At 73.1% G+C, this 18,352-nt stretch carries 17 protein-coding genes and 1 pseudogene; 7 read left to right on the top strand and 11 right to left on the bottom strand.

Translation table 11 applies throughout. From position 1 onward, the window contains the following. Window positions 1-14: 14 nt before the first annotated feature. The 3 genes from RH94_RS39880 to RH94_RS24190 form a co-directional block, all read right to left on the bottom strand. Complete coding sequence (locus tag RH94_RS39880) at window positions 15-218, bottom strand: hypothetical protein (RefSeq protein WP_073949897.1); 204 nt, start codon at window positions 216-218, stop codon at window positions 15-17. Between the two features lie 221 nt (window positions 219-439). After that, on the bottom strand, window positions 440-1,549 hold the full coding sequence (locus RH94_RS24195) for a YihY/virulence factor BrkB family protein (protein WP_073949895.1): 1,110 nt from the start codon (window positions 1,547-1,549) through the stop codon (window positions 440-442). 100 nt (window positions 1,550-1,649) lie between these two features. Continuing rightward, window positions 1,650-3,014, bottom strand: a complete 1,365-nt coding sequence (locus RH94_RS24190; protein WP_073949894.1) for an FAD-dependent oxidoreductase — start codon at window positions 3,012-3,014, stop codon at window positions 1,650-1,652. Window positions 3,015-3,170: 156 nt separating this feature from the next. On the opposite strand from RH94_RS24190, the gene RH94_RS24185 reads away from it, so the two are divergent. The 3 genes from RH94_RS24185 (at window position 3,171) to RH94_RS24175 (ending at window position 6,715) form a co-directional block, all read left to right on the top strand. Next, window positions 3,171-4,139 carry a DMT family transporter gene (locus RH94_RS24185; RefSeq protein ID WP_199881045.1) on the top strand — a complete coding sequence of 323 codons (969 nt, stop codon included), beginning with the start codon at window positions 3,171-3,173 and terminating at the stop codon, window positions 4,137-4,139. A gap of 67 nt (window positions 4,140-4,206) precedes the next feature. Next, complete coding sequence (locus RH94_RS24180) at window positions 4,207-4,461, top strand: hypothetical protein (protein ID WP_073949892.1); 255 nt, start codon at window positions 4,207-4,209, stop codon at window positions 4,459-4,461. Between the two features lie 595 nt (window positions 4,462-5,056). After that, window positions 5,057-6,715: a catalase gene (locus RH94_RS24175; protein ID WP_073949890.1), complete on the top strand. Its 1,659-nt coding sequence runs from the start codon at window positions 5,057-5,059 to the stop codon at window positions 6,713-6,715. Window positions 6,716-6,796: 81 nt separating this feature from the next. On the opposite strand, the gene RH94_RS24170 is transcribed toward RH94_RS24175, so the two are convergent. The 5 genes from RH94_RS24170 to RH94_RS24150 form a co-directional block, all read right to left on the bottom strand. Further along, window positions 6,797-7,642: an RNA polymerase sigma factor SigF gene (locus RH94_RS24170; protein WP_073949888.1), complete on the bottom strand. Its 846-nt coding sequence runs from the start codon at window positions 7,640-7,642 to the stop codon at window positions 6,797-6,799. Between the two features lie 149 nt (window positions 7,643-7,791). Further along, a complete protein-coding gene (locus RH94_RS24165) occupies window positions 7,792-9,243 on the bottom strand; it encodes an FAD-dependent oxidoreductase (protein ID WP_073949962.1) in 1,452 nt (483 codons plus the stop codon). Beyond that, window positions 9,243-10,511, bottom strand: a complete 1,269-nt coding sequence (locus tag RH94_RS24160) for a polysaccharide pyruvyl transferase family protein (RefSeq protein WP_234426000.1) — start codon at window positions 10,509-10,511, stop codon at window positions 9,243-9,245. Before RH94_RS24160 ends, RH94_RS24165 begins: the two co-directional genes overlap by 1 nt. Window positions 10,512-10,650: 139 nt before the next feature. Continuing rightward, window positions 10,651-11,493, bottom strand: a complete 843-nt coding sequence (locus tag RH94_RS24155) for an MBL fold metallo-hydrolase (RefSeq protein WP_073949886.1) — start codon at window positions 11,491-11,493, stop codon at window positions 10,651-10,653. Between the two features lie 119 nt (window positions 11,494-11,612). Next, window positions 11,613-12,068 (bottom strand): ATP-binding protein, encoded by a 456-nt coding sequence (locus RH94_RS24150; protein WP_073949884.1) that lies wholly within the window; start codon window positions 12,066-12,068, stop codon window positions 11,613-11,615. Window positions 12,069-12,289: 221 nt separating this feature from the next. Between RH94_RS24150 and RH94_RS44440 the strand changes: the two are divergent. Beyond that, a pseudogene (locus RH94_RS44440) lies at window positions 12,290-13,279 on the top strand (MFS transporter); the annotation flags it as partial. A 2-nt stretch (window positions 13,280-13,281) separates the two neighbouring features. After that, a partial coding sequence (locus tag RH94_RS44435) for an MFS transporter (RefSeq protein WP_324614307.1) occupies window positions 13,282-13,792 on the top strand: 511 nt, incomplete at its 5' end. A gap of 44 nt (window positions 13,793-13,836) precedes the next feature. On the opposite strand, the gene RH94_RS24140 is transcribed toward RH94_RS44435, so the two are convergent. Then, complete coding sequence (locus RH94_RS24140) at window positions 13,837-15,450, bottom strand: right-handed parallel beta-helix repeat-containing protein (protein WP_073949960.1); 1,614 nt, start codon at window positions 15,448-15,450, stop codon at window positions 13,837-13,839. Between the two features lie 149 nt (window positions 15,451-15,599). On the opposite strand from RH94_RS24140, the gene RH94_RS24135 reads away from it, so the two are divergent. Further along, window positions 15,600-15,773 carry a CsbD family protein gene (locus tag RH94_RS24135; protein ID WP_073949880.1) on the top strand — a complete coding sequence of 58 codons (174 nt, stop codon included), beginning with the start codon at window positions 15,600-15,602 and terminating at the stop codon, window positions 15,771-15,773. A gap of 100 nt (window positions 15,774-15,873) precedes the next feature. Here the strand turns inward: RH94_RS24135 and RH94_RS24130 are convergent, their stop codons facing one another. Both RH94_RS24130 and RH94_RS24125 read right to left on the bottom strand, forming a co-directional pair. Further along, the gene (locus RH94_RS24130) at window positions 15,874-16,410 is read right to left on the bottom strand and encodes a hypothetical protein (RefSeq protein ID WP_107428806.1); all 537 of its coding nucleotides are present in this window, start codon (window positions 16,408-16,410) and stop codon (window positions 15,874-15,876) included. Window positions 16,411-16,466: 56 nt separating this feature from the next. After that, the gene (locus RH94_RS24125) at window positions 16,467-17,000 is read right to left on the bottom strand and encodes a DoxX family protein (RefSeq protein WP_073949876.1); all 534 of its coding nucleotides are present in this window, start codon (window positions 16,998-17,000) and stop codon (window positions 16,467-16,469) included. Window positions 17,001-17,941: 941 nt separating this feature from the next. On the opposite strand from RH94_RS24125, the gene RH94_RS24115 reads away from it, so the two are divergent. Continuing rightward, window positions 17,942-18,352: hemerythrin domain-containing protein (locus tag RH94_RS24115; protein WP_234425999.1), on the top strand; the 411-nt coding region annotated here is incomplete at its 3' end.

Raw genomic sequence — 18,352 nt, 5'->3', positions numbered from 1 at the left:
GGGAGCAAGGTGCCCTACGGCCGCTCCTCGTCGCCGGGGCGGGATCCGCCGCCCGCGATGGTGTCCTCGTATCCGGCCTCCTCGCCGCCGTCGCCGCCCGGCCGGACACCGGTCCGGGCGCCGGGTCGGCCGCCGCTGGTGGTGCCGTGGCCGCCGGGCGCGCCCGGTGCGCTGTCCGCGTCGGCCTGCTCGCGGCTGATGTGCCGGGTGGCGCGCACGTCGGCGTGCCGCTCCGGGTACGGACAAGCTGAACGGGCGGGAGGCGGCGCGCTCCTCCCGCCGCTCCCTGCGCTCCACGCCGCTCCCTGTGCTCCACGCCGCTCCGCCCGGCCTTCCGCCGCTTTGCGCCGCGGGGGTCCTCGGGTGAGCCGGGGACGTCGCTGTGGCGAGTCATGGCACCTGGGCACCTGGGTGCCCGCCGGCCGTACGGCCACGTGGCTCAGCAGCCCTCGTCCATGCGCCGCTGGTCCTCCTCGTCCCAGGTACGGGTGTCCCGGGGCTGCACGTAGGGCTCGTCGTCCGCCGGATGCCCGCCGTCGATCACACGCTGACGCGCCATCTCGGCGTCGAACTCCAGGCCCAGCAGAATGGCCAGATTGGTCACCCACAGCCACACGAGGAAGATGATGACACCGGCCAGAGTGCCGTAGGTCTTGTTGTACGAGCCGAAGTTCGCCACGTAGAAGGCGAAACCGGCCGAGGCGGCCAGCCAGACCAGCAGGGCGAGCAGGCTGCCCGGCGTGATCCACCGGAAGCCGCGGACCCTGGCGTTGGGCGTGGCCCAGTACAGCAGCGCGATCATCATGGTGACCAGGAGGACCAGGACGGGCCACTTCGCGATGGACCAGGCGGTCAGCGCCGCGTCCCCCATGCCGAGCGCGGCGCCCGCCTGGCGGGCCAGGGTGCCGGTGAAGACGACGATCAGGGCGCTGGCCACGGCGAGCACCATCAGGGTCACGGTCAGCGCCACCCGCAGCGGCAGCACCTTCCACACGGGACGCCCCTCGGGGACGTCGTAGACCGCGTTGGCGGCGCGGATGAACGCGGCGACGTACCCGGAGGCCGACCAGATCGCGCCGAGCAGACCCACCACCGCCAGTACGGAGCCCACGCCGGCGTTGTGCTGCAGCTGATGCACCGCGTTGGAGATGATGTCCCGCGCCGAGCCCGGCGTGAGCTTCTGCAGACTGTCCAGCACCTGCGTGGTGGCCGACCTGCCGGCCACGCCGAGCAGGGAGACCAGCACGAGCAGCGCCGGGAACAGCGACAGCACCCCGTAGTACGTCAGGGCGGCGGCGCGGTCGGTCAGCTCGTCGTCCTTGAACTCCTTGAGGACGCGGCGGAGGACCGCGAGCCACGAGCGGCCGGGCAGGTCGGTGGGCGAGTCGGGAGCGCGCCGCTCGGCCGCGGCGTCGGGCCCGGTGGTTCCGGCGCTTCCGGTTCCCGCCTCCGGGCCGCGGTCGGGCTCCCGCCCGTCGTGCTCGGCGCGCGTTCGGGCGTCCTTGGCGGTGGAGTGGTCCCGGTGACCGGGAAGGTGCAGACGGTCCATGAGGTCCGGGTGTCCCCGCTCGCCGTGAACACGCGTGGTGTCCCCGTCCGGTGTGCGGGCCCGCGCGCGGAACGGCGCCCGCACACCGGACGGGCCGCGGCTACGCGCCGCTCGCGCGGAGCATGTCCTCGCGACCGACGATCTTCACGCGCTCGCGGCCCTGCGGTTCGCCCAGGGCCTTCTCCGCGGCGTCCAGCCGGTACCAGCCGTCCCAGGTGGTGAAGCGGACGTTCCGCTCGGCGAGGAAGGCGTCCACGGCCTCGGGGGCGGGGGAGGCCGGGGTGTGCAGGCGGCCGTTCGCGAAGTCGTCGAGCAGGTTGGCGACCGTCTCGTTGGCGTCGCCCTTGGTGTGACCGATCAGCCCCACGGGGCCGCGCCGGATCCAGCCGGTGACGTACGTGGACCGCACGTGCTCGCCGGTCTCGGCGACGATCCGGCCGCCCTCGTTGGGAACGGTGCCCGACTCCAGGTCCCAGGGCAGCTTGGGCAGCCGGTCGGAGAGGTAGCCCACGGCGCGGTAGACGGCGGTGACGTCCCAGTCCTTGAAGGCGCCGGTGCCCTTGACGTTGCCGGTGCCGTCGAGCGCGGTGCGCTCGGTGCGCAGCCCGACGACCCGGCCGTCCTCGCCGAGGATCTCGACCGGGGACTCGAAGAAGTGCAGGAACAGCTTGTGCGGCCGGTCGCCGACGTCGCGGATCGCCCAGTTCTCCAGCGTCTTGGCGACCATGTCGGCCTGCTTGTTGCCGCGCCGGGTGGCGATGGAGCCCTCGTCGTAGTCGATGTCCTCGGGGTCGACGATCACCTCGATGCTGGGGGAGTGGTCGAGCTCCCTGAGCTCCATCGGGCTGAACTTCGCCTGCGCCGGGCCGCGCCGGCCGAAGACGTGGATCTCCTGTGTCCGGTTGGCCTTCAGACCGTCGTGGACGTTCGGCGGGATCTCGGTCGGCAGCAGCTCGTCCGCCGTCTTGGCGAGGATGCGGGCCACGTCGAGGGCGACGTTGCCGACCCCGAGGACGGCGACCTTTTGAGCGGTCAGCGGCCAGGTGCGCGGCACGTCCGGGTGCCCGTCGTACCAGGAGACGAAGTCGGCGGCGCCGTAGGAGCCGTCGAGGCCGATGCCGGGGACGGGCAGCGCCCGGTCGGCCGTCGCGCCGGTGGAGAAGACCACGGCGTCGTAGAACGCGCGCAGGTCGTCCAGGCCGATGTCGCCCGGATAGTCGACATTGCCGAAGAGCCGGATCTGAGGCTTGTCGAGCACCTGGTGGAGCGCGGTGATGATGCCCTTGATCCGGGGGTGGTCGGGGGCGACGCCGTAGCGGATCAGGCCGAACGGGGCCGGCATGCGCTCGAAGAGGTCGATGGACACGCCCGGCTCGGCGGCGACGTCGGACTTGAGCAGGGCGTCGGCGGCGTAGATCCCGGCGGGGCCGGCTCCGACGATGGCTACCCGCAGGGGGCGGGGCATGATCAGGTTCCCTTCGAGCGAGGACGGACGACTGCCACCCTAAGCTGAGGCAAACCTAAGTTGGTACGCGGGTCCGGTCTATGAGCTCATAAAGCGGGCTTATGGCAGGGGGGCGGGCGGCAGGACGGCACGGCTTCCGTCGTGCATCGTGGACCTGTGATCGGGTCGGCCGTGGGCTTCGCCGTCATGGGAGCCGCCAGCAACGCCATGGGGACGGCCTTCCAGCGCAAGGCGGCCTCCACCGTCGCGCGCGGCGGCGGACTGCGCCTGCTGCTCGCCCTGGTGCGCCGTCCGGCCTGGCTGGCCGGTGTCGGCGGAGTGGCGGGAGCCGCCCTGTTCCAGGCGCTCGCCCTGGTCAACGGGCCGATGGCGCTGGTCCAGCCCTTGTTCATCCTGGAACTCCCCTTCGCCCTGCTCATCGCCGTCCCCCTGATGCACCGCCGGCTGCCCCGCGCGGGCTGGTGGGCCGTGGCGGGCGTGGTCGCCGGTCTCACGCTGGTCCTGGTCTCGGCCGCCCCCGCCGGAGCGGAGGACCAGGCGGCCATGGTGCGCTGGATCCCCGTTCTGGTGCTGTGCCTGGGAGCGATGGCGCTCGCGGTGGTCCTGGCCCGGTCGCGGGGCTCCCCCCTGTTCCGGGCCGCCGTACTGGCCGCGGCCGCCGCCATCGGCAACGCCCTGACCGCCGCGCTGCTGAAGTCCGCGAGCGGCACCCTCGCCGCCCACGGTTTCGCGGCCTTCCTCACCGCCTGGCAGACGTACGGCTTCGCGCTCACCGGGATCAGCGCCCTGCTGCTGCTGGAGAACGCCCTCCAGGCCGGCCCGCTGGCGGCCTCCCAGCCGGCGCTGACGATCGGTGACGCGACGGTGAGCCTGCTGCTGGGCGTCACGCTCTTCGACGAGTCGGTCCGTACGGGCTGGTGGTTCGTGCCGGAGCTGATGGGTGCCGGGCTGATCCTGTGGGGCGTGCTGGGGCTGACCCGTGTCGTCCCGCATCTCCGGCAGACCCTGGTCGGCGACAGCGGCGACAGCGGCGACAGCGGCGACAGCGGTGCCCGGGGCCGCGCGGACGGCCGTACGTCACGGCGGCCGCCGGGACCGTCCTCCGGGCGGACGACGGGCTCGTGACGACCGGATCCGGACCCGGCGCGCGATCACGGGGCTTGCGGACGGCGTCGCCGGGTACCGAATGCCCATGACTCCCGAGGTGGTTCCCCTCCGCGCCCGCACGTCGGCCACGGAACGGTTGCGGCGGTTGCACGGCGTGTACGCGGCGGGCACGGCCGTGTGGACCGTCTCCCTGCTCGCCGCCGTGCTCGGCCATGACGCGGACGTCCGGCAGGTCCTGGTCCTGCTCGCACTGCTGGCGTCCTTCGCCCTCATGTGGCTGTGGTCGGCCCGGATGCTGTGCGCGGCCGCGTGCCGCGCGGGCCGGCGCGGCCCTCGGTAGGCGTCGGCCTCGACCGCCTCGACGACGACCGGGCCCGGCGCTCCGTGTCGTCCACCAGCCACCTCGCCACGTCGCCCCTTCGGCCGGAGTACGGGGTGTGCGTCGAAGAACCGGTCGCCGGTGGCGCACGCCGGGGCCCTGCCACGGACCCGCCCCCGGCGCCGACGCCGGTACCCGCACCGGGCGGCCCGGCGGGGGGAGTGCAAGAAGCCGCGAGCGGGGGAACGCGGACCGCGTACCCCGCGACCCCTCTGCTCGGCGGTTCCAGGTGCCGGCGGCAACGGTCTCGTACTCGCCGGAGCGATGCGGGCCATGGCGCGGGGGCGTCGTGTCCGGTGCGTGCGCTCACGCGGACGAACTCCACGTGGGACGGGTGGAGTTCGCCGTCGGGCCCGCCCGGCCCTGCTCGTCGGCCGGGCCTTGCGGGATCCGTTCGGCCCAACATCGGTCGCGGAAGAGGATGAAACGGGTCAAAAGCGGTCACACTCTCGTAGGCGTGGGAAGGCGGGGTACCCGGGCGCCTCGCGGTGCCGGCCGGTGAGCGCCGCACAGCCCGCACCGCAACCGCAGCAACGAGTCGAAGGAGTCCACGGGCATGACGGACGTATCCAGCAAGGGCCCCGCCCCGGGCGGCGACCGGAAGACCCTCACCAACCGGCAGGGCCACCCCGTCTACGACAACCAGAACCAGCGGACGGTCGGCCCCCGCGGTCCGGCGACGCTGGAGAACTACCAGTTCCTGGAGAAGATCAGCCACTTCGACCGGGAGCGCATCCCCGAACGGGTCGTCCACGCCCGGGGCGTGACGGCGTACGGCTTCTTCGAGGCGTACGGCTCCTGGGGGGACGAGCCGATCGGCCGCTACACCCGGGCCGAGCTGTTCCAGGAGCGCGGCAGGCGTACGGACGTCGCCGTCCGCTTCTCCACCGTCATCGGCGGCCGGGACTCCTCCGAGGCCGCCCGCGACCCGCGCGGCTTCGCGGTGAAGTTCTACACCGAGGACGGCAACTGGGACCTGGTCGGCAACAACCTGGGCGTGTTCTTCATCCGGGACGCCATCAAGTTCCCGGACGTCATCCACGCCCTCAAGCCCGACCCGGTGACCTTCGAGCAGCAGCCCCGGCGGATCTTCGACTTCATGTCGCAGACGCCCGAGTCGATGCACATGCTGGTCAACCTGTTCAGCCCGCGCGGCATCCCCGCCGACTACCGGCACATGCAGGGCTTCGGCGTCAACACCTACAAGTGGGTGAACGACGAGGGCCACACCTTGCTGGTGAAGTACCACTGGATGCCCAAGCAGGGCGTGCGCAGCATGACCGAGGAGGACGCGGCCAACGTACAGGCGGAATCGCTGGGCCACGCGACCAAGGACCTGTACGAGGCGGTCGCGCGCGGCGAGTACCCCGAGTGGGAACTGCTCGTGCAGATGATGGACGACCACGACCACCCGGAGCTGGACTTCGACCCGCTGGACGACACCAAGACCTGGCCCGAGCAGGACTTCCCGCCGAAGCCGGTGGGCCGCATGGTGCTCGACCGGATGCCGGAGAACTTCTTCGCCGAGAGCGAGCAGATCTCCTTCGGCACCGGCGTGCTCGTCGACGGTCTCGACTTCTCCGACGACAAGATGCTGGTCGGCCGGACCTTCTCCTACAGCGACACCCAGCGCCACCGGGTGGGCCCCAACTACCTCCAACTGCCCGTCAACCAGGCCAGGCACGCCGAGGTGCGCACCAACCAGCGCGACGGCCAGATGGCCTACCACGTGGACGGCGGCGACAACCCGGGCGTCAACTACGAGCCGTCGATCACCGACGGCTCGCTGTGCGAGGCCACGTACCCCGCGCACGAGGAGCAGGGGCCCGAGATCCGTGGCCGGCTGACCCGCAAGCGGATCCCGCGCACCAACGACTACCTGCAGGCGGGGCAGCGCTACCTGCTGATGGAGCAGTGGGAGCGCGACGACCTGGTGAAGAACTTCGTGAGCCAGCTGTCCCGGTGCGACCGCCCGGTGCAGGAGCGCATGGTGTGGCACTTCCTGCTGGTGGAGAACGAGCTCGGGCTGAAGGTCGGTGAGGGCCTGGGCATCTCTCCCAAGGACGTCGCCCGGCTGCAGCCGCTGGCCGACCAGAACCTGACCGACGAGGACCGCAAACGCCTGTCCAACCTCGGCAAGAACCCGCCGCGCGACGTGGAGGGGCTCACCATGACCCACTGCGTCCCCGACGAGCGGCACGTCGTCACGCGCTGAGGCGCCCGACGAGCGAACGGGGCCGGACGCCGCCCACCTCCCCAGGACGGCGGCGTCCGGCCCCGTGCCGTGGCCCCGTCGTCAGCGGGTGGCCAGCAGGCCCTGCCGCAGCCGGGTCAGCAGCCGGCTGAGCAGACGGGACACGTGCATCTGGGAGATGCCGAGGCGCTCGCCGATCTGCGCCTGGGTGAGTTCCTCGACGAACCGCATGTGGATGATCTGCCGGTCCCGCTCGTCCAGCTCCGCGAGCAGCGGGGCCAGGCTGTGCAGGTCCTCCACGAGTTCCATGCCGGTGTCCTCGGCGCCGATGAAGTCGGCCAGGACGCTCTCGCCGTCCTCGCTGCCGCCGACGGTGGCGTCCAGGGAGGCGGAGGTGTAGCCGTTGGAGGCCACCATCGCGTCGACGACCTCCTGCTCGGGCAGGTTCATCAGCTCCGCGAGCTCCTTGGTCGTGGGCTTGCGGCCCAGCCGGCTGCCGAGCTCCTCGGTGGCCTTGGCCAGCTCGACGCGGGCCTCCTGCAGTCGCCGCGGGACGTGCACGGCCCAGGAGGTGTCGCGGAAGAAACGCTTGATCTCGCCGACGATGTAGGGCACCGCGAAGGACGTGAACTCCACCTCGCGGGCCAGCTCGAACCGGTCGATCGCCTTGATCAGCCCGATCATGCCGACCTGGACGATGTCCTCCATCTCCTGCGGACCCCGGCTGCGGAAGCGGCCGGCCGCGTAGCGGACCAGGGACATGTTCATCTCGATCAGCGTGTTGCGCGCGTACTGGTGCTCCGGCGTGCCCTCCTCGAGCGTGGCCAGCCGGTCGAAGAACAGCCGTGACAGGGCCCGCGCGTCGGCGGGTGCGACCTGGGAGGGGTCGGCCACCTCCGGCAGCCGCGTGTCTGCCCGAGTCGCCTTCACCTCTGTGGTCACCGCCATTGTGCGGCACCTCCCTCTCAACCGGAGCCTCTTCAGTACACGACCGCCGTCATGATCAAGCGGACGCCGGGGCGTGTACCCCCGTACCGAAACCTCACACACATTTTTTCGCCTCCGGCGCCGACGCGCGAGCCGTAGGGCCGGTACGGCTACACGGGGCGGGGCACCTCGATGTCCTCCGGGACGCGCAGACGGGCGCCCTGGCGCAGCAGCTCCCGCTGGACGAGGGCGTACGGCACCTCCCGGGGCAGCCGGCCCGTCCGGGTGGCCAGCGCGGCGCAGACGCCCGCCGCCTGCCCGGTGGCCATCGCGATCGGCATGACCCGGTACGAGGAGTGCGCCACGTGCGATCCGGAGATGCAGCGGCCGGCGACGAGCAGCCGCTCGGTGTCCCGGGGCAGCAGGCAGCGCAGCGGGATGTCGTAGTAGCGGCCCCGGGGGACACGCCTGATCACGGTTCCGCTGCCCTCCGGGTTGTGGATGTCGATCGGGTAGGCGCCGTGCGCGACGACGTCCGGGAAGGCACGGGCGTCGAGGATGTCGTAGCCGGTCAGCCGGTAGTCGCCCATGACGCGGCGGGTCTCGCGCACCCCGATCTGGACGCCGCTCTGCACCGCGTACGCCTCCTCGAAGCCGGGCACGCGCGAGCGCAGGAAGTGGTCGATCCGGTCCAGCTGGCGGCGGGCGGTCCACTCGGCACGGCTCAGGTCCCACACGTCGATGCCGAGCGCCCCGGTGACGCGGGTGCTGTTGACGGAGAGCTCCCGGGGGTGCGGGGTGCCGAAGAACAGGATGTCCTCGCGCGGCAGCCGCAGCTCGCCCGCCTCGGTGGCCTCCTGGACGAGGTCCCACAGCCCGTGGACGCCGCGCCACTGGTCGGGGTGGGCCCGGACGTACTCGGCGAAGCGGGGAGCGGCGAAGTCGGCCACCCGGAACATCAGCGTCATCGGCTGCACCCGCCCGTCCTCCCGGCGCCCCACCTCGAAGGGGGCCCCGCACGCGGCGGCCACGTCCCCGTCGCCGGTGCCGTCCACCACGACGTCCGCGTCGATCACCACCGGGCCCGACTTGGTCTCGAACACCACCCGCCAGCCGTCCTCCAGGGGCAGCGCGCCCGACGCGAAGGAGTGGAGCAGCAGACTCACCCCGGCCTCGTCGAGCAGGTCCAGCAGCACGAGTTTGAACAGCTCCGGGTCGAACGGCACGGTGTAGCCGGTGTCCAGGGACGGCGGGACGCAGCCTCCGCGCGCGGTGAGCCGGTCCAGCAGCCGCCACAGGAACCCGGCCACCACGGGTTCCCCCTCGCCGTGGTCGGTGGGCAGCAGCCGGCCCCCTCCGCCGTCCTCGGTGAACACCGCCTGCTTGTGCTCGTTGTGGAACGACATCAGCGGCATCACCAGCGCGACGGTGGCGTTGCCGCCGAGGAAGGCGTACCGCTCGACCAGGACCACGTCGGCACCGGCGTGGGCGGCGGCGTACGCGGCCGCGGTCCCCGCGGGTCCACCACCCACCACCAGCACATTCGTACGTCCCGCGTGCTGGGCCGAACGCGGGGGGAGCGTCACGGTCCGCGGCTGTTCGGGGCGGCGCAGGATCGGCATCACACCTCCCGTCCGGCGCTGCGGCTGCGCACCACGCCGTCCTCGGGCACCTCGTCGTCCCCGGCGCCCACGTCGTGCTCGGGGCCCAGCAGGTGCAGGCCGGCCGCCCGGGCCGCGTCGTCGGCGCGGTCCATCGCGTCCAGCAGGGCCCCGCATCGCGCGCAGGTCTCCGCGGCGAGCTCCTTGAGGGTGCGGACGCGGGCGCCCAGGTCCACCCGGCGCTGCGGGAACTCGTCCCACAGCCGGTCCACCTCGGCCAGCAGCAGACCGACCTGCTCGCGGGCCACGCCCACCAGCGCCGGGGCACCCAGCCGGCGGGCGAAGTCGAAGACCTTGCCGGCGTACGGCAGCGGCAGCACGGGCAGCCCGGAGACGGCCGCGAAGATCAGGAAGTGCAGCCGCATGCCGACCACCAGGTCCAGGTGGCTCATCAGGCCCAGCACCTGCCCGGGCGTGTAGGCGCTGTGCAGGATCCGGCCCCGGTCCGGCGCGGTCATCCGGGACAGCACGGCGTGGGCGTGGCGGACGTCGTGGCGCTCCATCGGCATGAAGACCACGTGGGAGTCCAGGCGGCGCACCAGGAAGTCCGCGACGTCGGCGAGCAGGGCGTGGTAGTCGCCCTCGTCCAGGTTCTCCGCCGCCCGGCCGGGCTCGCGCACCGACATGCCCACCAGTCGGGCGTCGGCCGGCACGCCCTCCTGCCGCATCATCTCGGCGGTGAACGGCTCCGGCGGCAGCAGCAGCGCCGGGTCGGCGGTGACGACGAGGTCCCGCTCCACCCCGACCTCCTCCAGGACCAGGCGCGACTCCTCGTCACGGACCACCACCTCGTCCATGTCCGCCAGCACGGTCCGTACGGCCTCCCGGTCGTCGGCCTCGCGCAGCGGACCGGCACCGACCGCGTAGGCGAAGGTGCGCACACCCCGGACCTGCGCCGCGCGCACCAGTTTCAGATAGCGGCGCGCCTCGCCGTCGTAGAGGATGCCGCCCCCGCCGAGCACCAGCAGATCCAGGCCGGACAGCACATCGGTGACCTGTTTCTGCGGCACGCCCTCCCAGTCCACCACCTCGTCCGCCGTCGGCCGGTGGGCGCGGGTGTGTCCGGCGTCGCGGCTGAAGACGATCAGGTGGGCCCGCGGCCGGTGGGACCGCAGGCAGCCGAGGACGCACTGCAGGATGGCCTCGTCGCCGATGTTGAAGCCGCCGTAGGAGCCCAGCAGGCCGATACGCAGACCGCGCGCGCGGGGCGGCCGGTGCTGTGATGTCATCCGGAACTCCCGTTCCGTGGGGCAGGAGGGCGGCGGGAAGACGGTCCTTCCGCCGGTGTGCGGGCCGAGTTGCCTCCACCCCACGAGGAAAACACCTCCGCGGCCGTCCGGCAGCCGCTGCCTGCCCGGCCGGAGGGGCTCAGCCGACCATGGGCCGCTCTCCGCGGGCCGCCACGCGCGCGTGCTGCCCGCGCCGGCAGTGGACCAGCCGCTCCTGCAGGCCGAGCCCGCGCACCTCGGCCAGGAAGTCGTCGAGCGGGGAGCGGAAGACGGTGTAGTCGTCGTAGTGCACCGGCAGGATGTTCCGGTAGTCGAGCCGGCGGGCGAGCTCGGCGCCCTGCGCGCCGTCCATGGTGACCACGAAACCGCCCGGCAGGGTGGTACCGCCCAGGTGCAGCACCGCCAGGTCGGCGCCGGGGAAGTGGCGGGCGATCTCCTCCAGGCCGTCGAACAGGAGCGTGTCGCCGGAGACGTACAGCCGCAGCCGCACCGCCCCGTCGCGGGGGCCGAACTCCAGCATGCTGCCCATCACCGGCGGCAGCAGGCGGCGCAGCACGGGCTGCAGGGAGTGCAGGCCGGGCAGGGAGGTCACCCGGACCCGGGCGTCGCCCTGCCGGAAGGCGCAGGACTCCCAGGTGCGCAGGCCCCCGGCCCGCCGGAACCCCTGCCAGGTGCGCAGCCGGCGGGCCGCGTGCGGTGTGGTGACGATCGGCACCGAGCGGTCCAGGTGCTGCCGCGCCCTGCGGTCCCAGTGGTCGCCGTGCAGGTGGGAGAGCACCACGGCGTCCAGGCGCGGCAGTTGCCCGGGGTCGAGGGCGGGCTCGGTGAGGCGGCGGCTCATCAGCCCGTACCCCAGGTGGGCGTGCTCGCCGCGGTGCAGGAAGTTGGGATCCGTCAGCAGGGTCAGGTCGCCGTAGCGCAGCAGGACCGTCGCGTTGCCGATGAAGTGCAGGTCGATGGCGTCGGCGTCGAAGGCGGCCATGGTGGTCCTTGCCCGACGGGACGGGGCCCGTCTGTGTGGTCTCACGGGAACGGTGCTGTCCGGACCCACCCGGAGTACCCCCCTGCGGGGACGCGCATACGCGCCGCGGACCGCGCGGACTACAGGGCGACTTCGGCGGTGATCCGTTTGCCGCCGGGCCCGGCCGTGGCCGTCAGCGCGCGGCTGCAGGCGTGCACCAGGTACAGCCCGTGCCCGCCCACACGCGTGCCGTCGCGCTCGTGGAGCAGCGGGAGCGTGGGCGAGGTGTCCCAGACGGTGATGTCCAGCCGGGCCCTGTCGGCGGACAGCTCCAGCGTCAGGCCGCAGGGGCCCGGCGCGTGCTGTACGGCGTTGGTGACCAGCTCGCTCACGACGAGCTGGGCGTTCTGTTCGGCGCGCGCGGTGACGCGGGCGTGGGCGGTTCTTGCCGCGCGGACGAGGAAGGCGTGCACGGCGCGCCGCGCGTCGGCCGTACGGGCGGCACCGGTGACCCAGGTGGCGCCGTAGCGCAGCGCGGCTGCGGACCGGTTCCGCTCCTGCTCATCCGATGCCGGCTTCCTCAGCGGGATGATCATAGGAGTACCGTTTGTGCAGCTGGTTACGGTTTGTGCTCTCTGTCGTGACTACGGCTACCCAGCGTTTTCCGGCTGAAGCCGGGAAGACCCGGGGAACCCCGCGTGTTTCATCCTCTTGTTCGCGTCAACGGGCACTGTACGGCCCAGCGGACGCCGCACAAGGCGGTGATGGTGTGGTGCCGGGGCGTCACGTTCCCCGGCGGCGACCGGGAGGAGTCCTCGTGAACAGGGACGCGCGGCCAGGCGGACGCACCGGCGATCCGGCGGGCACGCCCGCCCCCGGGCGCTGGAAGGCTCTGTGGGTGACGCTGGCCACCGGGTTCATGAGCCTGCTCGACGTGACGATCGTGGCCGTGGCGCTGCCGTCGATGCAGCGGGACCTGAACACCTCGGCGGCCTCCGTGCAGTGGGTGGTGTCCGGGTACGCCCTGGCGTTCGCCCTCGTCCTGGTGCCGGCGGGCCGGCTGGGCGACGCCGTGGGACGGCGCAGGATCTTCCTGTGGGCCCTGGCCGGCTTCGTGCTGTGCAGCGCCGCGGCGGGCGCCGCGCCCACGGTCGCCTGGCTGGTCGTGGCCCGGATCGCGCAGGGCGCCTGCGCGGGCTGCCTCGCCCCGCAGAACTCGGCGCTGATCCAGCAGATGTTCCGCGGCGCCGAACGCGGCCGGGCCTTCGGCCTGTTCGGCGCCACGGTCGGCATCTCCAGCGCGGTGGGCCCGGTCACCGGCGGCCTGATCCTGGCGCTGGCGCACGGCAGCCAGGGCTGGCGCTGGATCTTCTACGTCAATGTGCCGGTCGGGGCGGTCGCGCTGCTGCTGGGCATCCGGCTGCTGCCACGGGTGGCGCCCGGCCGCCGGGAACGGCTCGACCTGCCGGGCGTGGCCCTGCTCGGCGCCGGCGTGCTGAGCCTGATGCTGCCGCTGGTGTTCGCCGAGAGCGGGGGACTGCGCCGACTGTGGTGGCTGTTCCCGGTGGGGGCGGCGCTGCTGGCCGTCTTCGCCCGCTGGGAGCGGCGGGTCGCCGCGCGTGAGGGACAGCCGCTGCTGGATCCGCGGCTGCTGACCGGCGTCCGCGGCTACGCCCCGGGCGCGTCCCTGGGCGCGCTGTACTTCGTGGGGTTCAGCGGGGTGTGGCTGGTGTTCGCGCTGTTCTTCCAGAACGGCCTCGGCTACGAGCCGCTGGGGTCCGGTCTCGCGGTGACGCCGTTCGCGATCNNCTCGGCCGCCGCCGCGGTGGTCGCGGGCCGGCTGGTGGAACGGTTCGGGCGGCTGCTGACCGTCTGGGGACTGGTGACGGTCCTGGCCGGGCTGGCCGTCACGGCACTGGTCCTGCGTACGGCGCCGCCGGGCACGATGGCATGGCTCGCCGCGCCCGCGCTGTTCGTGGGCGGCCTGGGCAGCGGCTGCGTCATCTCCCCGAACGTGACGATGACGCTGCGCGACGTGCCGGTGCGGATGGCCGGGGCCGCGGGCGGCGCCCTGCAGACGGGGCAGCGCCTGGGCGGCGCGGTGGGAACGGCGGCCCTGCCGGGCCTCTACTACATGGTGCTCGCGGCGGACGGGAGGAACTACCGCACCGCCGTGACCCTCTCCGTCGCCTCCGCCCTCGTGGCCCTGCTGGCGGCCCTGGCGGTCGCGCTCCTCGACTGGCGCCGCGACCGGCACCACCGGGACCGGCACGGTCCGCGACAGATCCGTACCGAGCACTCCCACGCGGGCCACGGCTGACGGGACCGGCACCCCGTGCCCCTTGTCCGTTCCGCCGGGCGTCGTCACTCGTCGTTGTCGCGCCACCGTCCCCCGGTGGGCGGGGTGTCGAAGCGGGTGGCCGCGCGGGCGTTGCCGCTCAGGTCGTTGTCGGAGACGCGGCCGCCGGACCACTCGCCGTCCCGGGTGATCCGCATGCCGTGGGTCTGGGCGCCGGCCCGCGCGCCGTTCCCGATCCGGTTGCCGTGCATCTGCGGCCGTGTCACGGGGGCAGCGACCGTCAGTCCGGCGCGCAGCCCGGGAGCGGCGGGCAGCCGGTAGGGGGAGCCCGCCTCGGGCACGCCGTCCGGCCAGGCGGTGTCCGCGCCGGGCCGCACCGGCACCAGGGCGAGCTCGGTGGAGGTGTTGAAGGCGACCACGGCCGTCCGCCCGCCCACCGACACCTCCTTGCCGCGATGCCCGTCCGCGGGCCAGTCGGCCTTCTCGTCGGTCAGCGAGAGCGCGGAGAAGGACACGCCGTCACCGCCGCCCTCCACGGCCCCGGCGGCGCGGCGGCCGTTGCCGAGGATCCGGTTGTCCAGCACCGCGGCGTCCCTCATCGGCGCATCGACACGGATGCCGTCCAGGGCGTTGTCCCGGATGTCGTTGGCCTCCAGCACGACCTCCCCGGCCGGCTCCTCGTCCCCGCCGGCCAGGTTGTGCTCCCAGTAGCCGTACCGGCCGTTGTTGCTGACGCGGTTGCCGCGGAAGGCGTACGGCCCCGGGGTGTTGCCCAGCCCGATCCCGTCGCGGACGTTGCCGTCGATCACACAGCCGGTGACGATGCCGCCCCGGCCGCCGATGCGAGTGGTGCCCTGGGAGGACACGTCGAACCCGGCCTGGTGGTTGCCCAGCATGGTCGAGGAGGTGACCAGCAGCCCGTCCGCACCCCAGTCGGAGATGCCGAAGCGGTTGTCCTCGGCGTGGCAGGCGGTGATGCGGATGCCGCGGGGCGGCGGCCACTCCTCGTTCTGCAGCTCCACGAAGATGCCGTTGGTGCCGTTGCCGGTCGTGGTGCACGCGGTGACCGTCAGCCGCTCGACCCGGCCCCAGCCGCCCACGCCGATCCCGATGCCCGCACCGCCCATCTGCTCGCCGCTGTCCTGCCGCCCGCACCGCTGGGCCAGCACCCCCTCCACCACCGTGTCCTGGAGGAAGTCGCAGCCGAAGCCGGTGGCCGCCGTGTCGTGGACGTACAGGTCGGTGAAGCGGCCGCGCAGCACGTACTGCAGGCCGAGGCCCTTGGCCAGCGGATCGTACTCCTCGTTCGTCACGCCCGAACCGTCGATCTCGAAGTGGGCGAAGGTGATGTCCGCGAGGTGGTTGTCCCGGCCGGCGCCGTGCTGGGCGGTGGTGAACCAGGTCAGCGGTACGGGCGTCGTACGGTTGCCGGGGTTGCGCAGGACGAAGCAGGTGGCGCCGCGCCCCGCGCCCACCAGGGAGACGCCGCTGCGCCAGACGGTGGGCTCGTCGAGCATCAGGTACCGCCCGGCGGGGACGTACAGGACACGCGGGCGGCCGTCCGCGGCACACGCCGCGCCCAGCGCGTCCACCGCACGCTGGAACGCCGGCTGGTCGTTGGTGGTCCCGTCACCGGTCAGTCCCCGCTCGCGGGCGTCGACGGTCAGCGGCACGGACATGGCGACGCTCCCTTCGGACGGCTGCCCGCCCCGGGTACCCGCCGGGCGCTCAGCGGCACCGAAGAACGCGAAGGGAGGTTTGACCACCGCCTTGCCGAGCACCCGGAGCACTGAACACCGACGTCGATTCAGGCTTGGAGTGAGCGACAGTGGCTGGTGACGAGAAGGCCAAGGCCAAGAAGGAACAGATGAAGGGCAAGGCCAAGGAGACGGTGGGTCGCGCCGTGGGCAACGAGAGCATGACGGCCGAGGGACAGGCCGAGAAGTCCAAGGGCGACCTCCGCCAGGCCAAGGAGAAGGCCAAGGACACCTTCAAGGACTGATCCGGCCGGCGCGGACGGGACCGCGAGGAGCCTCAGCGGGGCCCCCGCTCGACGAGCGGGGGCCCCGTCGGCGTCTCCGAGACGCTCGACGCGAGCGGCATCATCCGTGCGAGAAGGTCTGCCCGGCCTGGAGCTCATGCAGCCCCTCGAGGACGCGCAGCTGCCGCCGGGCCCGTTCACGCAGGTCGTCGAGGTGTTGCGGGTCCAGGCGCGCGTCGCGGTCGGCGAGCCCTCGGAGCACCTCCCAGGCGCACGCCTTGCCCTGCACGCCGATCCGCAGCAGCTCCAGCTCCAGCAGGGAGCTGAGCGGAGAGCGCCGTACCAGCGCGCCGTTGCTCTTCAGCCGCCCGGCGCGTTCGCCGAGGAGCCCGGCGTACACCTTGTAGCGCCGGACCGGTACCTCCAGCCGGCGCATGATCCCCACCAGGCTCCGGCGGTCCTCGGCGATCCCGGCCGCGAGCGGGGCCATCGCGTCGCCGATCTCGGTGCCCCGGCAGGCCGTGGCGAGGTGGCGGGACCGCTCCGTGCCCGCGGTCGCGCCGGCCAGATGGTCGTTGAGGTAGATGCCGAGCAGGTCGTGACCGGACCGCGCGGTGAACACCGGCGGGCGTGTTCGGGAGCGGGTGTGTCGGTGCATCGCGTGTCCCCTCGTAGGACCGGGCCGGCCGGCCCGGTCGATCCGGTCGCATCCGGTCAGGCCGACAGCTTGGCGCGCATGCCGCCGACCGCGGCGGCCGGACGAGCCGTGGCCTGGACGGAGCGGCGCACCAGGCGGGCGTCACGCTGCAGTTCGTGGCCCGCGTGACGGCCGCGCCACAGCAGGGACGGCGCGCTGCCGGTGTCGTCGGCCGCGATCAGCAGACCGCCCAGCATGGACACGTTCTTCAGGAAGTGGATCTGCTGCTGGGTGCGCCCGGCCTCGTCCTCCGCCTCCCAGAACCGGTGACCGGCCAGGGTGGTGGGCACCAGGGTGGCGGCGAGGGCCAGCGCGGACAGCCGGGGGAAGCGGCCCAGACCCAGCAGCACACCCGCGACGACCTGGACGCCGCCGCTGAGCCGCACGCACTGCTCGGTGCGCTCCGGCAGCACCGGCACGCGCTCCCTGATCCGCCGTACGACGGGCTCGGCGAGCGGGGTCACCGCCTCGGGGTTGCGAACGGACTCGAGGCCTCCGGTGACGAACATGGAGGCGAGCAGGGGACGACCGACCACGCGCAGCAGACTCATTGCTCTCTCCGAGGGTGAAGGTGTGTGCGGCGTTCGCCCGGGTTCCCGTGCCCGACGAATGCAACCACGTACCGCGCGTCCCGCATACCGGCGACCGGGTGGGGACCCCGGAGCCGATGGCGGGAACCCGGCGTTGCGCGGTGGCGGCCTCTGGTCAGTGGTGGGACGAGGAGGACGGCCGCCGGCTGCCCGCCGGGGAGGTCCACGCCTGGGAGCAGGGCGCGAACCAGAGGGTGTGCGGTCTGTCCCGGCACCGCTCCCGACCGACCCGGTTCGCGGGCGTGCCATGGTCCGACGCCCAGCCGGAACCGGGCGGCGCGGCCGACGCCGTGCGCCGCGTCCGCCCACGCTGCGGGGCCGTCGTCCCGCCCGCTCCCCGGCACCCACCGGAACTGGAACCGCGTCGACCCCGGCCATGAGCCGCGGCCCACGCCCGGCCGCGCCGACCCGGATTCCCGTCACGCCTCGTCCCACGTGCACGACCGGGGCCATGGGTCTGCCGGCCTTCCGCCTTGCGGTGCAGGCTGTCGGCTCCGGTCGGCCGGTCCGGTGTGTGGCGCCGGACCGCGCTTCGGGGGATTTCGTCGGCGGGGTCCCGGCGTCGGTCGGGGTCGGTCGCGCATGGGCCACGGCCGTGGGGACGCACGGGCGGACCCGGACTCCGTCGCGGCCTCGGCACGCGCGGGCGGCACGAGCGCCTGAGGACCGCCCTCCCCGGGACCCGGCGCATGGGACAGGCCGCCCCGGGTAGACGGTCCGGTGCGCCGATGGGCGGCCCGATCCGCCGCCCAGCACGGCGCCGCCCGCCGCGCAGGAGGCGCGGGCGCACGGCATCCGCCGGACCGGCCCCCGTACTCGGCGGTGTGCCGCCGTCCGGCGCGGGAACCCGGCGGACGGCCCACCGGTAGGACCACCACCCCCCAACTGCAAGGAGCCCTGCCATGGGACACGGCGGAGACGTCATTCAGGAACTGACCACCGACCACCGCGAGGTGGAGGAGATCTTCGCGCAGATCGAAGCCCTCCCGCCGGGGGACAAACGGCGCAAGGACCTGGCCGACCAGGCCACCATCGAGCTGGTCCGCCACTCCGTGGCCGAGGAGATGCACCTGTATCCGGCGGTGCGCCAGTACCTGCCGGACGGCGACTCGATCGCCGACAAGGAGCTCCAGGACCACTCGGAGGCGGAGCGGACCATGAAGGACCTGGAGGGCTGCGGGGCGGACGACCCGCGGTTCGACCAGCTCATCGGCCGTCTGATGCGGGAGATCCGCGAGCACGTCACCGACGAGGAACAGAACCTCTTCCCCCAGCTGCGGCAGACCGCCGGCAAGGAGGAGCTCGACCGGCTC

The sequence above is a fragment of the Streptomyces kebangsaanensis genome (assembly GCF_001906585.1).
In the GTDB taxonomy this organism is placed as follows: Bacteria; Actinomycetota; Actinomycetes; order Streptomycetales; family Streptomycetaceae; genus Streptomyces; species Streptomyces kebangsaanensis.
This window is presented reverse-complemented; position numbering and strand designations above follow the sequence as displayed.